General features: G+C 64.9%; 20 protein-coding genes. 10 read left to right on the top strand and 10 right to left on the bottom strand.

The window, feature by feature from the left end; all coding sequences use genetic code 11:
• Window positions 1-236: 236 nt before the first annotated feature.
• From FFS21_RS16950 to FFS21_RS16940, 3 genes are read right to left on the bottom strand one after another with little or no spacing between them, the layout of a single operon-like run.
• Window positions 237-1,796 carry an ammonium transporter gene (locus FFS21_RS16950; RefSeq protein WP_137925946.1) on the bottom strand — a complete coding sequence of 520 codons (1,560 nt, stop codon included), beginning with the start codon at window positions 1,794-1,796 and terminating at the stop codon, window positions 237-239.
• Between the two features lie 32 nt (window positions 1,797-1,828).
• On the bottom strand, window positions 1,829-2,167 hold the full coding sequence (locus FFS21_RS16945; protein WP_137925945.1) for a P-II family nitrogen regulator: 339 nt from the start codon (window positions 2,165-2,167) through the stop codon (window positions 1,829-1,831).
• Between the two features lie 57 nt (window positions 2,168-2,224).
• Complete coding sequence (locus FFS21_RS16940) at window positions 2,225-3,025, bottom strand: TorF family putative porin (protein ID WP_137925944.1); 801 nt, start codon at window positions 3,023-3,025, stop codon at window positions 2,225-2,227.
• Between the two features lie 521 nt (window positions 3,026-3,546).
• Between FFS21_RS16940 and FFS21_RS16935 the strand changes: the two genes are divergently transcribed.
• Together FFS21_RS16935 and FFS21_RS16930 are read left to right on the top strand one after the other, a co-directional pair.
• Window positions 3,547-3,810 carry an accessory factor UbiK family protein gene (locus tag FFS21_RS16935; protein WP_137925943.1) on the top strand — a complete coding sequence of 88 codons (264 nt, stop codon included), beginning with the start codon at window positions 3,547-3,549 and terminating at the stop codon, window positions 3,808-3,810.
• A 94-nt stretch (window positions 3,811-3,904) separates the two neighbouring features.
• The gene (locus FFS21_RS16930; RefSeq protein WP_137925942.1) at window positions 3,905-5,443 is read left to right on the top strand and encodes a YifB family Mg chelatase-like AAA ATPase; all 1,539 of its coding nucleotides are present in this window, start codon (window positions 3,905-3,907) and stop codon (window positions 5,441-5,443) included.
• A 43-nt stretch (window positions 5,444-5,486) separates the two neighbouring features.
• Here FFS21_RS16930 and FFS21_RS32040 read toward each other — a convergent pair whose 3' ends face one another.
• The 3 genes from FFS21_RS32040 to FFS21_RS16920 form a co-directional block, all read right to left on the bottom strand.
• Window positions 5,487-5,636, bottom strand: a complete 150-nt coding sequence (locus tag FFS21_RS32040) for a hypothetical protein (RefSeq protein WP_160471311.1) — start codon at window positions 5,634-5,636, stop codon at window positions 5,487-5,489.
• Window positions 5,637-5,715: 79 nt separating this feature from the next.
• Window positions 5,716-6,357, bottom strand: coding sequence for a LysE family transporter (locus FFS21_RS16925; protein ID WP_137925941.1), 642 nt, complete (start codon window positions 6,355-6,357; stop codon window positions 5,716-5,718).
• Between the two features lie 36 nt (window positions 6,358-6,393).
• The gene (locus tag FFS21_RS16920) at window positions 6,394-6,984 is read right to left on the bottom strand and encodes a hypothetical protein (RefSeq protein ID WP_249359453.1); all 591 of its coding nucleotides are present in this window, start codon (window positions 6,982-6,984) and stop codon (window positions 6,394-6,396) included.
• Between the two features lie 136 nt (window positions 6,985-7,120).
• Between FFS21_RS16920 and FFS21_RS16915 the strand changes: the two genes are divergently transcribed.
• The 3 genes from FFS21_RS16915 to FFS21_RS16905 all read left to right on the top strand — a co-directional run bounded on the left by FFS21_RS16915 (window position 7,121) and on the right by FFS21_RS16905 (window position 10,758).
• Window positions 7,121-7,576: a thioredoxin fold domain-containing protein gene (locus FFS21_RS16915; protein WP_171020432.1), complete on the top strand. Its 456-nt coding sequence runs from the start codon at window positions 7,121-7,123 to the stop codon at window positions 7,574-7,576.
• Window positions 7,577-7,686: 110 nt separating this feature from the next.
• A complete protein-coding gene (locus FFS21_RS16910) occupies window positions 7,687-8,214 on the top strand; it encodes a TlpA disulfide reductase family protein (protein ID WP_137925939.1) in 528 nt (175 codons plus the stop codon).
• A gap of 447 nt (window positions 8,215-8,661) precedes the next feature.
• Window positions 8,662-10,758, top strand: coding sequence for an ATP-dependent helicase (locus tag FFS21_RS16905; protein WP_137925938.1), 2,097 nt, complete (start codon window positions 8,662-8,664; stop codon window positions 10,756-10,758).
• Window positions 10,759-10,772: 14 nt separating this feature from the next.
• On the opposite strand, the gene FFS21_RS16900 is transcribed toward FFS21_RS16905, so the two are convergent.
• The 4 genes from FFS21_RS16900 to FFS21_RS16880 form a co-directional block, all read right to left on the bottom strand.
• On the bottom strand, window positions 10,773-11,234 hold the full coding sequence (locus FFS21_RS16900; RefSeq protein WP_137925937.1) for a type VI secretion system amidase immunity protein Tai4: 462 nt from the start codon (window positions 11,232-11,234) through the stop codon (window positions 10,773-10,775).
• A 369-nt stretch (window positions 11,235-11,603) separates the two neighbouring features.
• Window positions 11,604-12,926, bottom strand: a complete 1,323-nt coding sequence (locus FFS21_RS16890) for a sigma-54-dependent transcriptional regulator (RefSeq protein ID WP_137925985.1) — start codon at window positions 12,924-12,926, stop codon at window positions 11,604-11,606.
• 39 nt (window positions 12,927-12,965) lie between these two features.
• A complete protein-coding gene (locus tag FFS21_RS16885) occupies window positions 12,966-14,969 on the bottom strand; it encodes a sensor histidine kinase (protein ID WP_137925986.1) in 2,004 nt (667 codons plus the stop codon).
• A gap of 121 nt (window positions 14,970-15,090) precedes the next feature.
• Window positions 15,091-16,377, bottom strand: coding sequence for a dicarboxylate/amino acid:cation symporter (locus FFS21_RS16880; protein WP_137925936.1), 1,287 nt, complete (start codon window positions 16,375-16,377; stop codon window positions 15,091-15,093).
• A gap of 456 nt (window positions 16,378-16,833) precedes the next feature.
• Between FFS21_RS16880 and FFS21_RS16875 the strand changes: the two genes are divergently transcribed.
• The 5 genes from FFS21_RS16875 (at window position 16,834) to FFS21_RS16855 (ending at window position 20,672) form a co-directional block, all read left to right on the top strand.
• Complete coding sequence (locus FFS21_RS16875) at window positions 16,834-17,154, top strand: (2Fe-2S) ferredoxin domain-containing protein (protein ID WP_137925935.1); 321 nt, start codon at window positions 16,834-16,836, stop codon at window positions 17,152-17,154.
• A 103-nt stretch (window positions 17,155-17,257) separates the two neighbouring features.
• Entirely contained in the window at window positions 17,258-17,902 is a 645-nt protein-coding gene (locus tag FFS21_RS16870; protein WP_137925934.1) for an alpha/beta hydrolase, read from the top strand.
• A gap of 46 nt (window positions 17,903-17,948) precedes the next feature.
• Window positions 17,949-19,154 carry a D-alanyl-D-alanine carboxypeptidase family protein gene (locus tag FFS21_RS16865; RefSeq protein WP_137925933.1) on the top strand — a complete coding sequence of 402 codons (1,206 nt, stop codon included), beginning with the start codon at window positions 17,949-17,951 and terminating at the stop codon, window positions 19,152-19,154.
• An 11-nt stretch (window positions 19,155-19,165) separates the two neighbouring features.
• Entirely contained in the window at window positions 19,166-19,474 is a 309-nt protein-coding gene (locus FFS21_RS16860; protein WP_137925932.1) for an HP0495 family protein, read from the top strand.
• Between the two features lie 4 nt (window positions 19,475-19,478).
• Entirely contained in the window at window positions 19,479-20,672 is a 1,194-nt protein-coding gene (locus tag FFS21_RS16855; protein WP_137925931.1) for a class I SAM-dependent rRNA methyltransferase, read from the top strand.
• Window positions 20,673-20,857: the final 185 nt, after the last annotated feature.

Genomic DNA, 20,857 nt, shown 5'->3' with positions numbered 1-20,857 from the left:
GTCAAAACCAATCCGGCGATAGTAAAGACCGGCAACTGCCATCGCGCTGCCCGAAATCAAAGGCGGGAACGACTCCCATGCCAACGACAGGGGATCGTTCCAGTAACGTGGCAATGCACTCGGCCTCGTGACGCTTCGGGAAAAATGGGCATAAAAAAACCCCGGCGCAAGGCCGGGGTCAAACTCCTGAGAGAAGATTCCCAATCAGCTCTCCAGCACAACTCTGTTGTCGGGCATCAGCCTTCGTAGGCGGTCTCGCCGTGCGAGGTGATGTCCAGGCCTTCGCGCTCTTCCTCTTCCGGCACGCGCAGGCCAATCAGCATGTCCACCAGCTTGAAGGCCACCAGGGCCACCACGCCGGACCACACGATCGTGGTCAGTACGCCTTCGAACTGGATCCACAGTTGACCGGCGATCGAGTAGTCGTCGGCAACCTTGTTCGCCACATAGTCGTAGATGCCCACGCCGCCCAGGCTCGGGGCTGCGAACACGCCGGTCAGCAACGCGCCGACGATACCGCCCACGCCGTGCACGCCGAACACGTCCAGCGAATCGTCCACACCCAGCATGCGCTTCAGGCCACTCACGCCCCACAGGCACACCAGGCCGGCCACCAGGCCCATCACGATCGAACCCATCGGACCGACGAAACCGGCTGCCGGGGTGATGGCCACCAGGCCAGCCACCGCACCCGAGGCACCGCCCAGCATCGACGGCTTGCCCTTGCCGATCCACTCACCGAACGTCCACGACAGCACTGCTGCGCAAGTTGCCAGCAGCGTGTTGACGAAGGCCAGTGCAGCGCCGCCGTTGGCTTCCAGGCCCGAACCGGCGTTAAAGCCAAACCAGCCGAACCACAGCAGCGACGCACCCACCATCGTGAAGGTCAGGCTGTGCGGACGGATCGCTTCGCGGCCGAAGCCGATACGCTTGCCCATCATGAACGCACCGACCAGACCCGCCACAGCGGCGTTGATGTGCACCACGGTGCCGCCTGCGTAGTCGAGCGCGCCCTTCTGGAACAGCCAGCCGGACTTGGCCGTGGCAGCCGTAGCGGCAGCGGCGTCGGTGTACGCATCCGGACCCGGCCAGAACCAGACCATGTGGGCCATGGGGATGTAGGCGAACGTGAACCACAGCACCACGAAGACCAGCACGGCCGAGAACTTGGCGCGCTCGGCGAAGGCGCCGATGATCAGGCCGCAGGTGATGCAGGCAAAGGCGCACTGGAAGGCGAAGAAGCCCAGTTCCGGAATCACCACGCCCTTGCTGAACGTGGCCGTCACCGCATCGGGCGTCAGGCCCTTCATGAACAGCCGATCCACGCCGCCGAAGAATGCGTTGCCCTCGGTGAACGCGAAGCTGTAGCCGTAGATGGCCCACAGCAGCGCCACGACCGAGAAGATCACCAGGCACTGCATCAGCACCGACAGCATGTTCTTCGAGCGGACCAGGCCGCCGTAGAACAGCGCCAGGCCCGGCAGCGTCATCAGGATCACGAAGGCCGTGGCCACCAGCAGCCAGGCGGTGTCACCCTTGTTGGGAACCGGTGCGGGGGCAGCGGCCGGTGCGGCTTCGGCTGCCGGCGCTGCCGGCGCTGCGGCGGGCGCGGCGGGCGCGGCAGGGGCTGCAGCGGCAGCGGCAGCGGCCGGAGCGGCGGCTGCCGCTGCAGGTGCCGAGGCTTCGGCGGCGGGCTTGTCCTGTGCCACCGCGTGGGTGGACAGGCCAAGGCCGGCTGTGCCGAGTGCCAGCGTCACCGCGCCGGCCGTCAGGAATCGCTTGATCCAGGTTTTCATTTCCGTTGCCTCTGTCTCTTGTCTCTCTGGTGTCACAGCGCGTCGCCGCCGGTCTCGCCGGTACGAATGCGGATGACCTGTTCGATCGGCGCGATGAAGATCTTGCCGTCGCCGATCTTGCCGGTGCGGGCGGCTTTCTCCACGGCTTCGATGGCACGCTCCACCACCTCGTCGGGCACTGCCACCTCGATCTTCACCTTGGGCAGGAAGTCGACGATGTATTCCGCGCCGCGATACAGCTCGGTGTGGCCTTTCTGCCGGCCAAAGCCCTTGACCTCGGTCACGGTGATGCCGGACACGCCTACGTCCGAGAGCGCTTCGCGCACCTCGTCGAGCTTGAACGGCTTGATGACTGCAATGATGAGTTTCATCGGGTTTCTCCTCGGGGCGGCCCGGTCAGGCGGGCCGCCATGCCTCAGGGGTGTGGTTTAGAAAGTCTTGGTGATCGATGCCCAGGCGGCGGCCTTGCCGAGATAGCGGCCACGGTTGGCGCTCGTGTAGAACGACTCGCGGGCGTTGGTATCCACATAGGCCACGGCCAGCGAGAAACCCTTGCCCAGATCCTTGGTCAGGCCCACCTTCCAGTCCGTGTACGAGGCATCGCTGTTGCCGTCCACACGCTGGTAGCCCACGTGGGCATTGAAGGTCAGGTCCCAGAAGTTCAGCGGCACGTTGGCGGTCAGGTCCACGTAGTAGCTGTTCTTGCTGTCCGGAATGCCGAAGAGGTTCGTGACCGAGTGCGAGTACTTCAGGAACACGGGGCCATAGCCAATGCCGGCGTAGAGTTCGGTCGTGTACGGACGGGTGGTCGTGTAGCCGCCCGGGTAGAAGTACTGGAGCACGCCCAGGTCGTAGTTGAACTCGAGTTCGGAGACCTTGAACGTGTTCTTGAAACCGCCGTAGAAGTCCATCTCGACCGGTGCGGACACCGAACCGTCCGAATCCTCGAGCCAGCTGATGCTCGAGTTCCAGTTGCCGAGGTAGAAGCCACTTTCGTGCGCGTAGTCGAACCCGCCCTGGATGGCCGGACGCAGGTTGGTCTGGCTGATACCGCGATAGCGGTAGTCGGACACCAGCGACACGTTGGCCGTGAACGTGTGGGGCGATGCCGGCTCGGCGGCGGGTGCGGCGGGCGTAGCGGCGTCCGGGGCGGTCTGCGCGAACGCGACCGGAGCGGCCAGGCTGAACAGTACCGCAGCGGCGCTGGCTGCAAGGCTCGACGTCTTCATCGGGTTTCCTCCATTTCCTAAAGTCTTAGCGGGCTCGTTTTGAGGGATCTGCTGCTTTATTGCTTTTAGGGTGACGCTCCTGACCACCATTACTGCAACTGCCATGCCAGCCATGTCGGGCGGGGCCGCCCTGCTTAAGAAACGTCCGAAACAATGTGTCGAAGATATGCAAGAGGCACATATGACGCGCCAGCAGCGGGCTACGAAATGTCCTGGATCTGGCAAAAAATCGGGGGCAAGCCTTGCTGGAGCTTTCATGGCGGGCGCTGAAGCGCCATAATCCGCGTCATGAAGGGTCAAGTGCTGCGCGCTTGGCGTCCGGAGGTGGAGAACGCATGCCCGGGATCGCCCAAGCAAGCGCGCGCCCCAAGGCGGTGCATCGGAAGGCGGAAAGCGAGGGCGTGATGCCCGGGTTGGCTTCCCCATTTCGGTGCGAACGTGGCCGATGCGCCATGGCATGCACGCCTCGGGGCCACGCGGCACGGGCCTTATCCGAATCGGGTCACCTAAGGAGCGTCACCATGAAACCGACCGATCTGTTCAACGACCTGCAGAGCAAGGTCAGCGAAGCGCTGCGCAACTCGCCGGCCAAGGACATCGAGAAAAATGTCCGCAGCATGATGACCCAGGGCTTTGCGCGGCTGGACCTCGTCACGCGCGAGGAATTCGACGTCCAGTCGCAGGTGCTGGCCCGTACGCGCGCGCGACTGGAAGAACTGGAGGCACGGGTCGCGGCGCTGGAGGCCCGCGCTGGCGCCGGCACGCCGCCGACACCGGGGGTATGAGCCCGAGCGCTCTCCTCTCCCTGCTTCGCCAGAAAGGCCACCGGATTCCGGTGGCCTTTTTCTTTAACACTTCCGAAAAGGTATTCGCCACGGTATGAGTCTCGCCGTCCTCCGCAGCCGCGCGCTGACCGGCATCGAAGCGCCACCGGTATCCGTCGAAATCCACCTCGCCAACGGGTTGCCCGCGTTCAACATCGTCGGGCTGGCCGACACCGAGGTACGCGAAAGCCGGGAGCGCGTACGCGCCGCCCTGCTCAACAGCGATTTCGAGTTCCCCAATCGCCGCATCACAGTCAATCTGGCGCCCGCCGACCTGCCCAAGGAATCGGGCCGATTCGATCTCGCCATCGCCATGGGCATCCTGGCCGCCAGTGGCCAGTTGCCGGTCGATGCCCTCGACCGCTTCGAATTTGCAGGGGAGCTGTCGCTGGCTGGCGACCTGCGTCCGGTGCGCGGCGCCTTGGCCATGGCGATGGGACTGGCGCGCGACAACCAGGCGCGCGCGGCCGACGATCTGCCGCCGCGCGATTTCCTCGTGGCCGCCGAGAATGGCGCGGAGGCAGCGCTGGTAGAGGGCCTGGCGGTGTACGCGGGCAAGACGCTGCGCGCGGTGTGCCATCACGCCGGGCTGCTGCCGGAATGCCGGCTGCCCCGCGCGCGGCCCCCCTTGCGCAGCGAGGTACCGGCCGATGTCCCCGACCTGCGCGACGTGCGCGGACAGATACAGGCCCGGCGGGCCATGGAGGTTGCGGCGGCGGGTCAGCATTCGGTGCTGCTGGTCGGCCCGCCGGGCACGGGCAAGTCGATGCTGGCGCAGCGCTTTCCCGGGCTGCTACCGCCGATGACCGAGGCCGAAGCGCTCGAAGCCGCCGCCGTGCTGAGTCTGACCCCGGGCGGCTTTCATCCTGCGCGATGGGGCCAGCGGCCGTTTCGCAGCCCGCACCACACCGCCAGCGGACCGGCGATGGTCGGCGGCGGCGGCAATCCTCGTCCCGGCGAAATCTCGCTGGCACATCTCGGCGTGCTATTCCTCGACGAGCTTCCTGAATTCGAGCGCCGCGTGCTGGAGGTCCTGCGCGAACCGCTGGAGACCGGCCACATCACGATCTCGCGCGCCGCCGCGCAGACGGACTTCCCCGCCCGGTTCCAGTTCGTGGCCGCGATGAACCCGTGCCCGTGCGGCTACCTTGGTCATCCCACCCGAATGTGTCGCTGCACGCCAGATCAGATCCAGCGCTACCAGTCGCGCATCTCGGGCCCGCTGCTCGACCGCGTGGACCTGCAGATAGAAGTCCCCGCGCAAAACCAGCGCGACATGCTCGACGGCCCACCCGGCGAACCGAGCGAAACGGTGCGTGCCCGCGCCGTCATCGCACGCGACCGCCAACTGGCCCGCCAGGGCATGCCGAACAGCGACCTGTCGGGCCGTGCCATCGACACGCACTGTCCGCTGAACACCGAAGCGCAATCGCTGCTGCGCGGCGCGATGGAAAAACTGGGCTGGTCTGCCCGCGCGTACTTCCGCGTCCTGAAAGTAGCCCGCACGATCGCGGACCTGGACGGCGCGGAAGTTCTCAATGCGAAGCATGTGGCCGAGGCGATCCAGTATCGAAGGGTGTTGCGAACGGGTTAGCGCCAACGAAAAAGCCCGCCAACATTCGGCGGGCCTTCTCCCTTCAGACCGGCGGCTCCAGCGGAGGCGGCGGCGGTTCCTCGATGGGATCCTGGTCGGGTGGGAAGCCGGGTGGCGGCGGATCGCCGGGGCCGGGTTCGCGGTGCGCATGGTAGCGGCCCATCGGAATGGTCTGGGCGCGGGCGATGAGCATCGGGGTCTCCATGGTGAACGGGGTCACTCCCATTGAAGCAAACCCGGACGCGATGTGCCACCCCGGGCAAGGTGGCCGCTCAGGCGTGATGGCGCCGGACGAAGAACAGCGCGGCGCCCACGGCCATCAGCACACTGCCGAAGAAACGGTTCTGCCAGCGCACGGCGCGCGCGTTGCGGAACAGGCCCTGCATCCGCGACGCCAGCAGCGCGTAGCCATGCATCACGATCAGATCGACAAAGCACATCGTGGCGGCCAGGATCGCGAGTTGCGGCCCCAGCGCGTGGGCCGGGTCGATGAACTGCGGCAGCACTGCCACCATGAAGATGATGCCCTTGGGGTTGGTCACGTTCGTCAGCAGGCCCGTGGCAAAGCGGCGACGACGGCTCATCACGGCCACGCGCACCGCGCCCGGCGCTGCCTCGGCATCGGTCTCCACCTTCGAGCGCCACTGCTGCACGCCCAGATAGATCAGGTACATCGCGCCAATCGTCTTCACGACGAGGAATGCATCTTCCGATGCCAGCAGCAGCGCGCCGAGTCCGCCCCCGGCAATCAGCAGGATGATGACCAGCCCGGTCTGCAGACCGAGGATCGTGGTCGACGTCTTGCGCAGTCCGTAGGACAGGCCGTGGCTCATCGACAGTACGGCACCGGAACCCGGCGATACAGCGATCACCCAGCACGCCGCAAAATAGGCCAACCAAACTTCCCAACGCATACTGCACTCCCTGATGGATACGACGACGAAACGAATCTAGAACGGATGAAAGCCCGTGAGGAACTGTTCGACCTGCTCGGCCTGGCGCGTATCGCGCGCGGCATCGCCGGCTTCGAGCACCACGGCCTGATAAGCGTGTATTCCGGTTGCCACGAGCCGCGCGGTCAGCCGGCGCGGCGACTGGTCCTGCGGCGAGACGCCGGCCACTGAAACCTCGATGCCCTCCAGCGGCACTGGCGGTTGCGTAGCCGACATGACGGTCACCTGCCTCGCGCGCGCTGGCGTATCGGGATGCGCGCCGAGGTTGGCTACCAGTCCCGCCTGCATGGCATCGATGGCCTCGCGCCGCAATGCCGGATCGTCAACCGGCAGCGTCACCACGCCAACGGCAAACAGTGTGCCGCCGATATTCGCGGCTTCCATCGTCATGGGCAGCTTGCGCCCCGCGATGGAGACATCACGTGCGGCGTTGGTCGGCTTGGCGGGATACATCGCGGCGTACTTGCCATCGTTGGACACAATCGTGCGCCAGTCGTAACGCGGCGAGCAGCCCGCCAGCACAAGCCAGAGCAGGGTGAACAACAGCAGGAAGGACTTCCGGGGGCGGATGTGTGCGGGTGCGGGCATTGGGGGGCGGCGCATTCTGGCGCAAGCCGCTATTATCCGGGAAGCCGCGCGGCCACGCATCCCCTGCCTGTCGCCGGCGTCGCATTTTGTGAGGCCCCCTATGCCAGTTCGCCCCCTGCTCCCCGCCGTCCGGTCCATGCTTGGCACTATGCTGCTGGCTGGTGGTATCGGCGTGGCTAGCGCTGCGGCCCATCTGCCGCCCGTCACCGATATCGCGGCCCAATCGGCCGCCGCAGCCAGGGACGGAGAACCTCTCGTCGTGCTGGTCACGCTGCCGGGCTGCTCCTATTGCGAGACTGTGCGCCGCAACTACCTCGGCCCCCAGCTTGCCGCCGGGGAAATCGCCGCGCGGGAAATCGACATGACAGCCGATACGCCGATTCGCGATGTCGATGGCACGATGACCACGGCCAAGCGTTGGGCGCAGGCCCGCAATATTTCGATGGCCCCGACTGTACTGTTCCTCGACCGCCAGGGCCGCAATCTGGCCAATCCGCTGCGCGGCATGCAGGCCGATTTCTACGGCGCATACCTGGAGCAAGCGCTCGACGAGGCACGCGCGCGCGTATCGGCGCGGTCCGCAGCACGATGAGGTCACCTGATGCCGATTCAGGCCAGTTGAGGCGCCGCAGCCCCCACATCCGCGCGCGGCAGTAGAATAGCCGCAGTCCGCCGCGTGCTGATTTCCAAAAGGCTGTATCCATGTCCGCCACTACACCCGCAACTTCCCGCAAGCGCTGGCCCATCGCCGCCGCCGTCATCGTCATCGCACTGCTCGGCTTCTTCGGCTATCGCGCCATGACGCCCACCAGCAGCGTGCCCGACGCCACGTTCACGCTGCTGTCCGGTCAGAAGGTCAGCACCGGAGACCTCAAGGGCAAGGTGTACCTGGTCAATTTCTGGGCCACGAGCTGCGTCACCTGCGTCAAGGAAATGCCGCAGATGATCGATACCTACAAGCAGTTCAAGGACAAGGGACTCGACTTCGTGGCCGTCGCCATGAACTATGACCCACCCATGTACGTAGCGAACTACGCCAAGACGCGGGAGCTGCCGTTCAAGGTGGCAATGGATTCCGATGGCACCAACGCCAAGGCATTCGGCGACGTGCAACTGACACCTACCACCTTTGTCGTGGACAAGAACGGCAAGATCCTCAAGCGCTATGTCGGCGAGCCGGAGTGGGATGCGCTGCACAAGCTGCTGGAAGGGGCGCTGGGGGCGGCGTAGTTCTTCAGATGTTCAATATTCTGGACAGAATCGCTTGTTTTGCATGGAATACTGGACGGCCTCACCAAGTTAAAGGTGCCCATGTGGCACCTTTTTTGTTCTGTGCTTCGACCGCATTTGGTACAACTTGTCTGAATTTGTACCGCTGGCCCTCTCCCCCGGCCCCTCTCCCGCAAGCGGGAGAGGGGAGCAAACCGGCGTGTGAGACAGGACTAACGCCACTAGCTATGCGCTCCCCTCGCCCACTTTTGTGGGAGAGGGGTGGGGGTGAGGGCATGGCGTCCAAATTGCGACGTGTGGTGATTGCACCGCTTACCCTCTCCCCGGCCCCTCTCCCGCAGGCGGGAGAGGGGAGCAGACTGCCGTTTGCGATCACGAGCCTTGCCATCCCAAGCTGTATGGATATACAGTGGGCGCCAGATTTTTTTATTCCTGCCCTCATCCCCCGTGCTGCCGGATCTTGCCCCCGACGCCGATGTTGCCGATCCGGCATCTGACGCCCCCGCCTATCTCGCCCGATTGAATCCGGAGCAGCGTGCTGCCGTGGAGTACGACGGTGATGCGCCGTTGCTGATCATTGCTGGCGCCGGATCGGGCAAGACCAATACGCTGGCGCATCGCGTGGCGCATCTGGTGGTGGGCGGTGCCGATCCGCGTCGCATCCTGCTGCTGACGTTCTCGCGGCGGGCCGCCGCCGAGATGGGGCGACGGGTCGAACGGATTGTCGATCAGGCGCTGGGCACACAGACGGGTGCGGGGCGCGCCGCGTTGCAGTGGTCGGGCACGTTCCACGCCATCGGCGCACGGCTGTTGCGCGAATATGCCGAGACACTCGGGCTGGCCCCAACGTTCACGATCAGCGACCGCGGCGATGCGGCCGATCTGATGCATGTGGTGCGGCACGACCTCGGTATGTCCGAGCAGACGTCGCGCTTTCCGCGCAAGGAAACTTGCCTCGCGATCTACTCGCGCGTGGTCAACACGCAGTTGCCGCTCGAAGTGGTGCTGAAAACGCAGTTTCCGCGCTATGCAATGTGGGCCGATGCGCTGAAGACGCTCTTCGCCGGCTACGTGGAGGCCAAGCAGAAGCAGCAGGTGCTCGACTACGACGATCTGCTGCTCTATTGGGCGCAGGCTTTGACTGAGCCCAGCATCGCGCAAGACATGGGCGCGCGTTTCGATCACGTGCTCGTCGACGAGTACCAGGACACCAACGCGCTGCAGGCGTCGATCCTGCTGGCACTCAAGCCGCAGGGGCGTGGCTTGACCGTCGTCGGCGACGACGCGCAATCGATCTACGCATTCCGTGGCGCCACCGTGCGGAACATCCTCGACTTCCCCGCGCAGTTCACGCCCGCCGCGCAGCAGGTCACGCTGTCGCAAAACTATCGATCCACGCAGCCGATCCTGCACGCCGCGAATGCGGTGATTGGTCTCGCTGCCGAACGCTTCACCAAGGACCTCTGGTCGCTGCGCGAATCGGCGGAGAAGCCCGGCGTGGTGGTGGTCAATGACGAGGCCGATCAGGCGCGCTTCGTCGTGGAACAGGTGCTGGCACGGCGCGAGTCGGGGCTCGCACTGATGCAGCAGGCCGTGCTGTTCCGCGCGGCCGATCACAGTGCGCAAGTCGAGATCGAACTCGCACGTCGCAACATTCCGTTCGTGAAATTCGGCGGGCTGAAGTTTCTGGAATCGACCCACGTAAAGGATGTGATGGCCGTGGTGCGCTGGCTCGAAAATCCGCGCGATCGCATGGCCGGCTTCCGCACGCTGCAGTTACTGCCCGGCGTCGGGCCGAAGACCGCTGCGCGCGTGCTCGAAGGACTGGAGGCCGCCACCGAGCCGCTGCTCGCACTCGAAGCGTTCGAAGCACCGCCCGCCGCCGCGCCTGCATGGGATGACCTGCTCTCGCTGGCGCGCACGTTGATGGCGCCCACCTCGCCGTGGCCTTCGGAATTCGAGCAGGTGGTGGCGTGGTATCTGCCGCATCTGGAACGCATGCATGACGATGCGCCCGCGCGGCAGGCCGACCTGCAGCAGATCGAGCGCATCGCAGCCACGTATGGCTCGCGCGAACGTTTTCTGACTGAATTGACGCTCGATCCGCCGAGCGCGTCGAGCGACGAATCCGGCGTACCGTCGCGCGACGAAGACTATCTGATTCTCTCTACAATCCACTCGGCCAAGGGTCAGGAGTGGAAAGCAGTCTACGTGCTCAATGCGGTGGATGGCTGCATGCCATCGGACCTCGCCACGGGCACCACCGAGGAAATCGAGGAAGAGCGCCGCCTGCTCTACGTGGCGATGACCCGCGCTCGCGATCACCTCGACGTCATCGTGCCGCAGCGCTTCTACGTGCATAACCAGGTGGGCTTTGGTGACCGCCACGTCTATGCATCGCGCACGCGCTTCCTGCCCAACCGCGTGATGCCGAATTTCTACAGCCGCTCGTGGCCGCCCCCACCCATGCCCGGCGACGCACCGCCCAAGCCCGCACTGCCGCAGGTGGATCTGGCGGGACGGATGCGGAATATGTGGAAGTAGGCGGCGTCGCAGAGTTACCTTGACTTGGCTGGTGGCGGATTGTCTTGTCTGTAGGTGCGCTTGGGATGGATGACCAGACGTTTGACCTGTGCGTCCAGTTCCGCGCTGTGATAGAGATCCATGCACTTCAGCAAGTCGAAGCGGACGCCCTTGATTTCAGCGTCAACGAGCGGGTTGTGATAATCGCGCGCCAGGTAACGATCCACCAGTGACTTGATTTCGTCTGGAGCTTTCTCCAGATCGTAAGCAGTCCAGTCCCGCAATGCGCTGACGCTGCTTCCCGCGTCAATGGCGGCATCCTTGTCGTGCCGGTAAGCGTTCGCGATACAGGTCGCCAGCACCATGTCCTTGTAGTTCTGCCTGTGGGTACGAGTCCCCGATTGTGGAGACGCGCGTCGTTCGTCCTTGGCATAGACCACCGACGCGCAGGAAACGAAAGCTGAAGCGGTCAGGACACCGACCCAAAACTTCTTCATGAAAGACTCCAGAAGTTCGCACGGTCAGTGCGATATCTTGCCTCTGGCTCGTTGAAGTAACAGTTGTCGTAGCAGACATTACCGTTGAACCAATGAAATGAGGTCGAGTCATTCGCACATTCCCCAGTGCAGTGTTTAGTGCCACAGCGACTCTTGGCGACGAAATCTAGCAGCAGAGCATCGACAGCATTTTGTCGTCAGTCATCGTTTAGCTTGTCCGCTCGGACCGCCCATGCCCGGTGACGCACCGGTCAAGCCCGCACTGCCGCAGGTGGATCTGGCGGGGCGGATGCGGAATATGTGGAAGTAGGGAGGGGCTTTCTCCCCTCTTCCGCTTCACGGGCGAGGGGGGAAGAAAGCGTAGTCGAACTACAGTCCGTAGCGCTTGATCTTGTCGTACAGCGTGGCCTTGCCCACCTGCAGCAGATCGGCCGCCTGGCTCACGGCCCCACCGGTGTGCGCGAGCGTGTCCGCGATCACCGCGCGCTCGTAACGCTCCATACGCTCGCGCAGCGGTGTGGTGTCATCGACGGATTCCGCCTTCGCTGCGGACCCGCCCTCGGGCACGCCCAGCACGAAGCGGTCGGCGGCATTGCGCAGCTCGCGCACATTGCCCGGCCAGGGCCGCTGCATCAGTTGCTGGCGTTGAGACTCCGAGAGGATCGGCGCTGGGCGCTGGTAGCGCACGGCCGCCACCAGCGTGAAATGCTCGAACAGCGGCACGATGTCTTCGCGGCGATCGCGCAGCGGCGGTAGCGGAATCGTCACCACGTTGAGCCGGTACAGCAGATCCTGCCGGAAGGCGCCTTGCGCCACCAGCGCTTCCATGTCGCCCTTGGCGGCGGCCACGATGCGCACGTCGATCGGCACCGATGCATTCGATCCCAGCCGCTCCAGCGTGCCCTCCTGCAACACGCGCAACAGCTTGACCTGCAATGCCAGCGGCATGCTCTCGATCTCGTCGAGGAACAGCGTACCGCCCGATGCATGTTCGAGCTTGCCGATGCGGCGCTTGCCCGCGCCCGTGAAGGCGCCCGGCTCGTGGCCGAACATCTCGGACTCGAAAATCGCTTCGGGCACCGCGCCGCAATTCAGCGCGATGAACGGTGCATCGCGGCGCGTTGACAACGCGTGCAGGCTGCGTGCCACCAGTTCCTTGCCCGTACCAGTCTCGCCGTTGATCATCACCGGCACATCGGTGGCTGCCACGTTGGCAATCAGGTCACGCACCTGCCCCATGGCGGGGGAGCGGCCGATGATGCGCGTGCCGGCGGCCTGGCCTGCCAGTTCGCGGCGCAGGGCGAGGTTTTCGAGTTCCAGCGCGCGGCGCTCCAGTGCGCGGCGTACCGTCTCGGTCAACCGGTCGGCGCCGAATGGCTTCTCGATGAAGTCGTAGGCGCCTTCGCGCATGGCCTGCACGGCCATCGTGATATCGCCATGGCCGGTGACGAGGATCACGGGCACACCGGGCGCCACGTTGCGGCTGTGCTGGAGCAAGTCGAGTCCCGATGCGCCACCGAGCCGCACATCGGTCACCAGGACGCCGGGGAAATCCGCACTCAGATGCGGCATGGCCGCTTCCGCCGATGGCAGCGCCAATACCGCAAACCCGGCCAGTTCCAGGCTCTGCGCCGTGGCCTGGCGCACCAGGGGTTCGTCTTCCACGAACAGCACGCGCAGTCCGTCTTGCATCGCCATCATGTCCCTGTCCTCGTCATGCGCATGTCGATCTCATGCGGCCACCGGCTGCCGCGCCCGCCGCAGCGTCACTACGAACTCCGCCCCGCCCTCTGCCAGGTTGCCGGCCGTCAATTGACCGCTGAACTCCCGCACGATCGACGACGAGATGGCGAGCCCAAGACCCAGCCCCTGGCCGATCTCCTTGGTCGTGAAAAACGGTTCGAACAGGCGCGGCAAGGCTTCCGGTGCGATGCCCGGGCCGTTGTCGCGCACGGCAATGCGCACGCGCTCTTCCGCCGCTTCCACGGTCACGTCGATGTGACCATCGGGCCGGCCTTCGCCAGCAATGGCGTCGAGCGCGTTGCCAACGAGGTTGAGCAGTACTTGTTCGAGCTTCAATTCATCGGCCCAGACGCCGAGGTCCGGGCAGTCTTCCAGACCATGCACGGCCAGCGTGGTGGTGCCGAGCCGGGGCGCAATCAGTTGCAGCACATGATCGATGGCCGCGCGGACCTGCACCGCATTGCGCCGCTGCCGTGCCTTGCCTGCGAACAGCTTGAGCTGGCTGGTGATCTTGCCCATGCGCTCGGTGAGTCCGGCGATGGCCGTGAGATTGCCTGTGGCCGCGTCGAGCTGCCCGCGCTCCAGCAGCACGCGCGTGTTATCCGAGAACGTGCGCAGCGCCGCCAGCGGCTGGTTCAGTTCATGCGTGATGCCGGCCGCCATCTGTCCCAGTGCCGCGAGCTTGCTGGCCTGTACGAGTTCGTCCTGCGTGGCGCGCAGTTCGCTCTCGGCGCGCGTGCGTTCGGCCACTTCGCCTTCGAGTTGTTCGTTGATGGCCATGAGGTCGGCGGTACGCGCCTCCACGCGACGCTCCAGTTCGTCATAGGCCGCTTCGAGCAGGCGTCGGCTGTACTGCATGTCCCGCGCGCGCTGGCGGCGCTGGCGCAGGTTCACCAGCAGCAGGCACACGCACGCATAGGCGAGCGCCGCGCCGATGGTGGCGCCACGCGCATTGGCCAGCACCGGGTCGAGCGGCGCCATGACCTGCATGTTCCAGCCGGCCGGCCCCACCGAGCGGTTGATTTCGAGATAGCGGTCCGCGCCGTCCGCAGAGAGTCCGAAGCGCATGCCTGCCTCGTCGATGCCATCGGGTACATCGGGCGCGCCGCGTTCGGCGTTGCCTACGCGCACCAGCCGCTCGCCATCGCTCAGCGTGGCATTGGCCAGCCAGCGCGTGACCGGCGAATCGAGCGGCTGCAGCGGCAACGGGCGCACATCCACATCGTGATACTGGCGGCTGTTGACGATCTCCGCCTGCAGGTCGCGCGGCAGCGGACGCAGCGTGCGGTACTGCCATCCGGGCACCGATGAGAGGAAGATCACGCCGTGATCGTCGGAGACCAGCAGCGGCTCGCCACGTCCCGATCCGGCGCGCTGGAACCACTCCAGGTTCAGCTTCACGACCGTGACGCCGATGAACTTTCCACCTGCCTCGATCGGCTGGGCGATGTAGTAGCCCGGTTCGTCGCTGGTGATGCCGATGGCGTAGAAACGCCCGATCTCGCCACGCGCGGCGCGCTGGAAGTACGGACGGAAGCGATAGTCGGTGCCCACGAAACTGCCGGGCTCCCCGTGATTGCTGGCGGCCAGCGCGATGCCATTGGCGGCGATCACATAGGTGGCCGAGGCGCGTGCGCGCCGATTGACATCGACAAGGTAGTCGTTGACCGCGGCAATGCGCGCGGGGTCCTGCGGCGAGGCCAGCAATGCGCGCACCGAGGGGTGCAGCGACACCAGCGCTGGCAGGAATTCGTAGCGGTCGAGCGTGGATTCGAGCGTGGCGGCGTAGCGATCCGCGCGCATGGCGGTGGACTGTTGCAGCGCCGCAATGCCACGCTGCACCGACAGCAGCCACGTCAGCGAGCAGAGGATCAGCAGCCCCGCCAGCAGCGCGACGGCGAATCCCCACCAGCGCGAGCCGTTCTCCGGCGCGTGCAGTGCGTCGGGGGCGGTGGGGTCGTGCACGGCGAGGAAGTCGTCGGAATGGGGCATCGATGGGCGCGGAAGCTCTCGCGCCGATGATACCCGCTGGCCGGACTGACCGCCGCCCGGCCCGGCTTCCCCGCTGCCCGCGGGAGAGGCCGCCTCCCCAGGGGGCGCGGCCAGCGTCACGTCAGCGAGCGTCGGCGAGCGCGACGCTGTCATCGTCGCCACCCTGCAGCACGCGGTTCAGGCGCGCACGGTCGAGTTCGCGTTCCCAGGCAGACACCACCACGGTGGCCACGCCGTTGCCGACGATGTTGGTCAGCGCGCGGCACTCGCTCATGAAGCGGTCGATACCAAGGATCAGCACCATGCCCGCCACCGGAATCGTCGGCACCACGGCCAGCGTGGCCGCCAGCGTGATGAAGCCCGAGCCGGTCACGCCGCTGGCGCCCTTGGACGTGATCATGGCCACACCGAGGATCGTCAGTTGCTGCAGCAGCGTCAGCTCGATATTGGTGGCCTGCGCGATGAAGATCACCGCCATCGTCATGTAGATGTTGGTGCCGTCGAGATTGAACGAGTAACCGGTCGGCACAACCAGGCCCACCACGGACTTCGAGCAGCCCAGCTTCTCCATCTTCTCCATCAGGTGCGGCAGCGCGGCTTCAGACGAGCTCGTGCCCAGCACGATCAGCAGCTCTTCCTTGATGTACGCGATGAAGCGGATGATCGAGAAACCCGTCAGCCGTGCCACGGTGCCCAGCACCACCAGCACGAACACGATGGCCGTGAAGTAGAACGTGCCGATCAGCTTCAGCAGCGGCACCAGCGAGCCCAGGCCGTACTTGCCGATGGTGAATGCCATGGCACCGAAAGCACCGATCGGTGCCACCTTGGTGATCACATGGACGATGTGGAAGAACACCTTCGACACCTGATCCACCATCTCGTGGATCACGCGCGCGCGGTCACCCACGATGGCCAGCGCCGAACCGAAGAACAGCGAGACCAGCAGGATCTGCAGGATGTCGCCGTTGGCGAACGCGCTGAAGATCGTGTCGGGGATGATGTGCATGAAGAACTCGACCGTGCTCTGGCCGTGGGCCTTCGACACGTATTGCGAGATCGACTTGGTGTCCAGCGTGGCCGGATCGATGTTGAAGCCGACGCCCGGCTTCAGCAGGTGCGACGCCAGCAGGCCGATCACCAGCGCGAACGACGAGACGATCTCGAAATAGAGCAGCGCCTTGCCTCCCACGCGCCCTACCTTCTTCATGTCGCGCATGCCGGCAATGCCGGACACCACGGTACAGAAAATGATCGGGCCGATGATCATCTTGATCAGCTTGATGAAGGCATCGCCGAGCGGCTTCATTTCCACGCCGGTCTGCGGCGCGAAATGGCCGAGCATGATGCCCACGGCAATCGCGAACAGAACCTGGACGTACAGGATCTTGTAGAAGGGTTTCCTCATGGTGTCTTCCTCGGTGTGTTTGACCGGTGCCGGGCGCTCGGAAGGCGCCCACGTCGCGCGCCTCGGGCGCGTCTGCTGTAACTAATTGCAACGGCCATGCCAACGCCCGGCGAATCCACAAGCCCTTGATTTCAAAGGAAAACCCTTTTCAACGCCCGCGCAGCCTCTCCGGCGTTCCGGAATTCCGGAATCGGGGCTTCCGGAGATTCGGACAGTGACAATGCTATCGATGCCCCAAAAAGTGGCGCATCGGGCATGAAATCGCCATGAAAGCCAGGTTTCCGCGCGCAAATGCCGGTCCCGGGTGCCATGCGCACATCGTCGATTCCGGAATTCCGGTCGCCGTCCGCATGCGGATGCGCCGGCACGAACACGTATAATTCCGACCTTTCCCGATTCCGCCGCGCGCGGCTGCCAGCCTCATGCCGCTGGTGCCTCGATTGCCGGCTCGCCGTCATGAGCAGCTACTACAAACACCACGTCTTCTTCTGCCTGAACGAGCGCGACGACGGCAAGGCCTGCTGTGCCGACCACAATGCCAAGGCCATGCAGGAGTACGCCAAGAAGCGCTGCAAGCAACTGGGCATTGCCGGGGCCGAAGGCCGCGTGCGCATCAACAAGGCGGGTTGCCTGAACCGTTGTGAACTCGGCCCGGTGCTGGTGGTCTACCCCGAGGCCGTCTGGTACACGTTCGTCGACGAGCAGGACATCGACGAGATCATCGACAGCCATCTGGTCAACGGCGTCCCCGTCGAACGACTGATGGTGGATCACTGATCCGCACCACGCGCCCGCGCCGGGTCCAAAGCCCGGTTTTTTGTTGTGCCGCTGCCTGTCGTCCAGTCGTTCCGTAGATCCGTAGCCCCCTGCCCCTGCCACCATGAACGCGCATACCCAGGTCACCACCATCGCCGGCCCCGTCGGCGCCATCGATATCTCGATCGATCTGCCGCAGAACGAACCCGTGCGCGGGCTGGCGCTCGTGGCGCATCCGCATCCGCTGTTTGCCGGCACCAAGGACAACAAGGTGGCGCAGACGCTGGCGCGCACCTTCGTCGCGCTCGGATATGCCACGGTGCGTCCGAACTTCCGTGGCGTGGGCAATACCGAGGGCGAGCATGACAAGGGCATCGGCGAGCAGGACGACCTGTTGGCCGTGATCGACTGGATGCGCACGCAGACCGCGTGGTCCGCAGACGTGGCTTCGCTGCCGTTGGCGCTGGGCGGTTTCTCCTTCGGCAGCTTCGTGCAGACGCACGTGGGGCGCCGCCTGGCCGAAGCGGGCACGCCCGCACAGCGGCTGGTGCTGGTGGGCACGGCCACGAGCCGCTGGGAGGTGGCTACCGTGCCGGCCGACACCATCGTGATCCATGGCGAGCAGGACGAGACCGTGGCACTGGCCAGCGTGCTGGACTGGGCGCGGCCACAGGAACTGCCGGTCATCGTCATTCCCGGCGCCGACCATTTCTTTCATCGCAAGCTGCACCTGATCAAGCAGCTCGTTGTCAACGCGTGGGTACGGTGATTCGTCCCGTCCGCGCAGCAACCTTTTTTTCGTTGGATATCCGCACATGCTGAACAGAGCCACGCCGCACTTTGCATCCGCCTTTGCCCCGGTCGCCATTGCCGCGACGATTGCCACCGCGCTTGCCGCCGCCCCCGCCGCCGTAATGGCGCAAGGCGTGCCGATGCCGCAGGTTGCCGCCAAGTCCTGGATGCTGTTCGACGTGACCAGTGGCCAGGCCCTGGCGTCGCAAAACGCCGATCTGCGCATCGAACCCGCATCGCTGACCAAGATCATGACCGCCTACCTGGCGTTCGAGGCGCTCAAGGAAAAGCGCCTGACGCTGGACCAGATCGTCACCCCCACGGACATCGTGCGGAAGGTGAAAAGCGATGAGTCGCGCATGTTCATCGAGGCTGGCAAGCCGGTGAAGGTGCAGGACCTGCTGATGGGCCTGATCGTCCAGTCGGGCAACGACGCGGCGCTGGCGCTGGCCGAGGCCGTGGGCGGCTCCGAGGAAGGCTTCGTGGCGATGATGAATCGCGAAGCGCAGCGCATGGGCATGAAGAACACGCACTTCACGAACACCGATGGCGTGCCCGACCCGGAGCACTACACCACGGCCGTGGACCTGGCCACGCTGACCACGCGCCTGATCAAGGACTTCCCCGAGTACTACGCGATGTACTCGCAGAAGGAGTTCACCTATAACAAGATCAAGCAGCCTAACCGCAACCGCCTGCTGTACATCGACCCGACCGTCGATGGCGTGAAGACCGGCCACACCAAGTCTGCCGGCTACTGCCTGATCTCGTCGGCCCAGCGTCCGCTGGCCAATGTGCCGAACGGCCAGCGCCGCCTGATCTCGATCATGATCGGCACGGCGTCCGACCAGGTGCGTACGCAGGAAAGCCTGAAGGTGCTGAACTACGGCTTCCAGTTCTTCGACACGCTGCGCCTGTACGACAAGGGCCAGGTCCTGGCCACGCCCGAGATCTACAAGGGCAAGTCCGGCACGGTCAAGATCGGCGTGGCCAACGAGACGTTCGTCACGGTGCCCAAGGGCACGGGCGGCCGCCTGAAGCCGGTGCTGGAGCGCCAGGAACTGCTGCTCGCGCCGATCTCGGCCGGCCAGCAGGTAGGCACGGTCAAGCTGATGGACGGCAACAGCAAGGTGGGCGAGTTCCCGGTAGTGGCGCTGGAAGAAGTGCCGGAAGCCGGCTTCTTCGGCCGCCTGTGGGATACGATCCGCCTCTGGTTCAAGCGCAAGTAAGAAGGCTCTCAATGACGACAGATCCGAAAGACGGTCCGCTGATCCCGGGCGATATCCCGCCCGAGCAGTCGCTGATCGAATACCCGAGCGATTTCCCGATCAAGGTGATGGGCGCGATGCAGGACGGCTTTGCCGAAGCCATCGTGACGCTGATCCAGGAATTCGACCCGAACTTCCACGCCGGCAAGATGGAGATGCGTCCGTCGCGCAACGGCAACTACCTGGGCCTGACCGTGACCGTGTGGGTCACCAGCCGCGAGCAGCTCGACGAGCTGTATCGCACGCTGACGTCGCACCCGATGGTCAAGGTGGTGCTGTAACCGCATGAACGTCATTACCCTCAAGCCGGGCAAGGAAAAATCCCTGCTGCGCCGCCATCCGTGGATCTACGCCACGGGTATCGCCTCGACCGAAGGCCGCTGCGAGTCGGGATCGACCGTGGTCGTCCGGGCCGCCGATGGCCGCTTCCTGGCGCGCGGCGCCTACAGTCCCGAATCGCAGATCCGCGTGCGCGTGTGGACGTTCGACGAGAACGAGCCCGTGGACCACGCGCTCTTCAAGCGCCGCGTGGCCGCTGCCGTGGCCCATCGCAAGCAGTGGGTGCGCGACACCAGTGCCGTGCGCCTGATCTTTGGCGAAGCCGACCGCATTCCCGGACTCGTTGTGGACTACTACGGCGAAGGCGAGCGCGGCCAACTGGTCTGCCAGTTCAACTCGGCGGGTGTGGAGCAGTGGAAGGACGCGCTGGTACAGGCGCTGATCCGCGAAACCGGCTGCCCGAACGTCTACGAACGATCGGACGCAGCAGTGCGCCAGCGCGAGGGCCTGGAACTCGTGACCGGCGTGCTGGCCGGTGCCGAGCCCGATCCGGAACTGTCGGTGACCGAGCACGGCGTGAAGTACTACGTGGACGTGCGCAACGGCCACAAGACCGGTTTCTATGTCGATCAGCGCGACAACCGCAAGCTCGTCGGCGATCTGGCCGAAGGCCGCGAGGTGCTGAACTGCTTCTGCTACACGGGTGGCTTCTCGCTGGCCGCGCTGCGCGGCGGTGCCACATCGGTGACGTCGATCGATTCGTCGGGCGAAGCCCTCAAGACCGCCGCGAACAACGTAACGCTGAACGGCTTCGATGCCGACCGCGCTACGTGGCTCGACGCCGACGTGTTCAAGATGCTGCGCGAGTTCCGCGCCGAAGGCCGCCAGTTCGACCTGATCGTGCTGGACCCGCCCAAGTTCGCACCCTCCGCTGCGCATATCGACCGCGCCGCGCGTGCCTACAAGGAAATCAACCTGGTCGGCATGCAACTGCTGCGCCCGGGCGGCCTGCTGTTCACGTACTCGTGCTCCGGCGCCATCGGCATGGAGCTGTTCCACAAGATCGTGGCCGGCGCCGTCACCGATGCCCGCGCCGACGCCCGCATCCTGCGTCGTCTCTCGGCCGGCACCGACCATCCGATGTCGGCAGCATTCCCCGAAGGCGAATACCTCAAGGGCCTGCTGCTCGAAAAAGTCTGAGTCCGAAACTGCCTCGGAACTGACTTCTGGAGGTCATATTGACCACCTAAGATTCATCTCACGGTTGGGCATTGGCAGGTGTCTGACCGTCTCTTCTTATCAGTCTTCGTGGTAATGGCCCCGTCTCTCACGAGCGGGGCGTTTTTTTTGGGCGCTCGATGCCCTCGGACACGTAGACCCCACCC

This window comes from Cupriavidus sp. 2SB (assembly GCF_005503625.1).
Lineage (GTDB): Bacteria > Pseudomonadota > Gammaproteobacteria > Burkholderiales > Burkholderiaceae > Cupriavidus.
Note: the sequence above shows the minus strand (reverse complement) of the source record. Positions and strands in the feature narration are given on the sequence as shown.

Bases quoted from the DNA above. Each gene is read 5' to 3' on its own strand.
- FFS21_RS16910 (WP_137925939.1), top strand. From the start codon at position 7,687: ATGTCCGCCACTACACCCGCAACTTCCCGCAAGCGCTGGCCCATCGCC.
- FFS21_RS16945 (WP_137925945.1), bottom strand. From the start codon at position 2,167: ATGAAACTCATCATTGCAGTCATCAAGCCGTTCAAGCTCGACGAGGTG.
- FFS21_RS16915 (WP_171020432.1), top strand. From the start codon at position 7,121: ATGCTTGGCACTATGCTGCTGGCTGGTGGTATCGGCGTGGCTAGCGCT.
- FFS21_RS16935 (WP_137925943.1), top strand. From the start codon at position 3,547: ATGAAACCGACCGATCTGTTCAACGACCTGCAGAGCAAGGTCAGCGAA.
- FFS21_RS16855 (WP_137925931.1), top strand. From the start codon at position 19,479: ATGAACGTCATTACCCTCAAGCCGGGCAAGGAAAAATCCCTGCTGCGC.
- FFS21_RS16940 (WP_137925944.1), bottom strand. From the start codon at position 3,025: ATGAAGACGTCGAGCCTTGCAGCCAGCGCCGCTGCGGTACTGTTCAGC.
- FFS21_RS16880 (WP_137925936.1), bottom strand. From the start codon at position 16,377: ATGAGGAAACCCTTCTACAAGATCCTGTACGTCCAGGTTCTGTTCGCG.
- FFS21_RS16950 (WP_137925946.1), bottom strand. From the start codon at position 1,796: ATGAAAACCTGGATCAAGCGATTCCTGACGGCCGGCGCGGTGACGCTG.
- FFS21_RS16890 (WP_137925985.1), bottom strand. From the start codon at position 12,926: ATGCAAGACGGACTGCGCGTGCTGTTCGTGGAAGACGAACCCCTGGTG.
- FFS21_RS32040 (WP_160471311.1), bottom strand. From the start codon at position 5,636: ATGCTCATCGCCCGCGCCCAGACCATTCCGATGGGCCGCTACCATGCG.
- FFS21_RS16920 (WP_249359453.1), bottom strand. From the start codon at position 6,984: ATGCCCGCACCCGCACACATCCGCCCCCGGAAGTCCTTCCTGCTGTTG.
- FFS21_RS16860 (WP_137925932.1), top strand. From the start codon at position 19,166: ATGACGACAGATCCGAAAGACGGTCCGCTGATCCCGGGCGATATCCCG.
- FFS21_RS16900 (WP_137925937.1), bottom strand. From the start codon at position 11,234: ATGAAGAAGTTTTGGGTCGGTGTCCTGACCGCTTCAGCTTTCGTTTCC.
- FFS21_RS16865 (WP_137925933.1), top strand. From the start codon at position 17,949: ATGCTGAACAGAGCCACGCCGCACTTTGCATCCGCCTTTGCCCCGGTC.
- FFS21_RS16875 (WP_137925935.1), top strand. From the start codon at position 16,834: ATGAGCAGCTACTACAAACACCACGTCTTCTTCTGCCTGAACGAGCGC.
- FFS21_RS16930 (WP_137925942.1), top strand. From the start codon at position 3,905: ATGAGTCTCGCCGTCCTCCGCAGCCGCGCGCTGACCGGCATCGAAGCG.
- FFS21_RS16885 (WP_137925986.1), bottom strand. From the start codon at position 14,969: ATGCCCCATTCCGACGACTTCCTCGCCGTGCACGACCCCACCGCCCCC.
- FFS21_RS16925 (WP_137925941.1), bottom strand. From the start codon at position 6,357: ATGCGTTGGGAAGTTTGGTTGGCCTATTTTGCGGCGTGCTGGGTGATC.
- FFS21_RS16870 (WP_137925934.1), top strand. From the start codon at position 17,258: ATGAACGCGCATACCCAGGTCACCACCATCGCCGGCCCCGTCGGCGCC.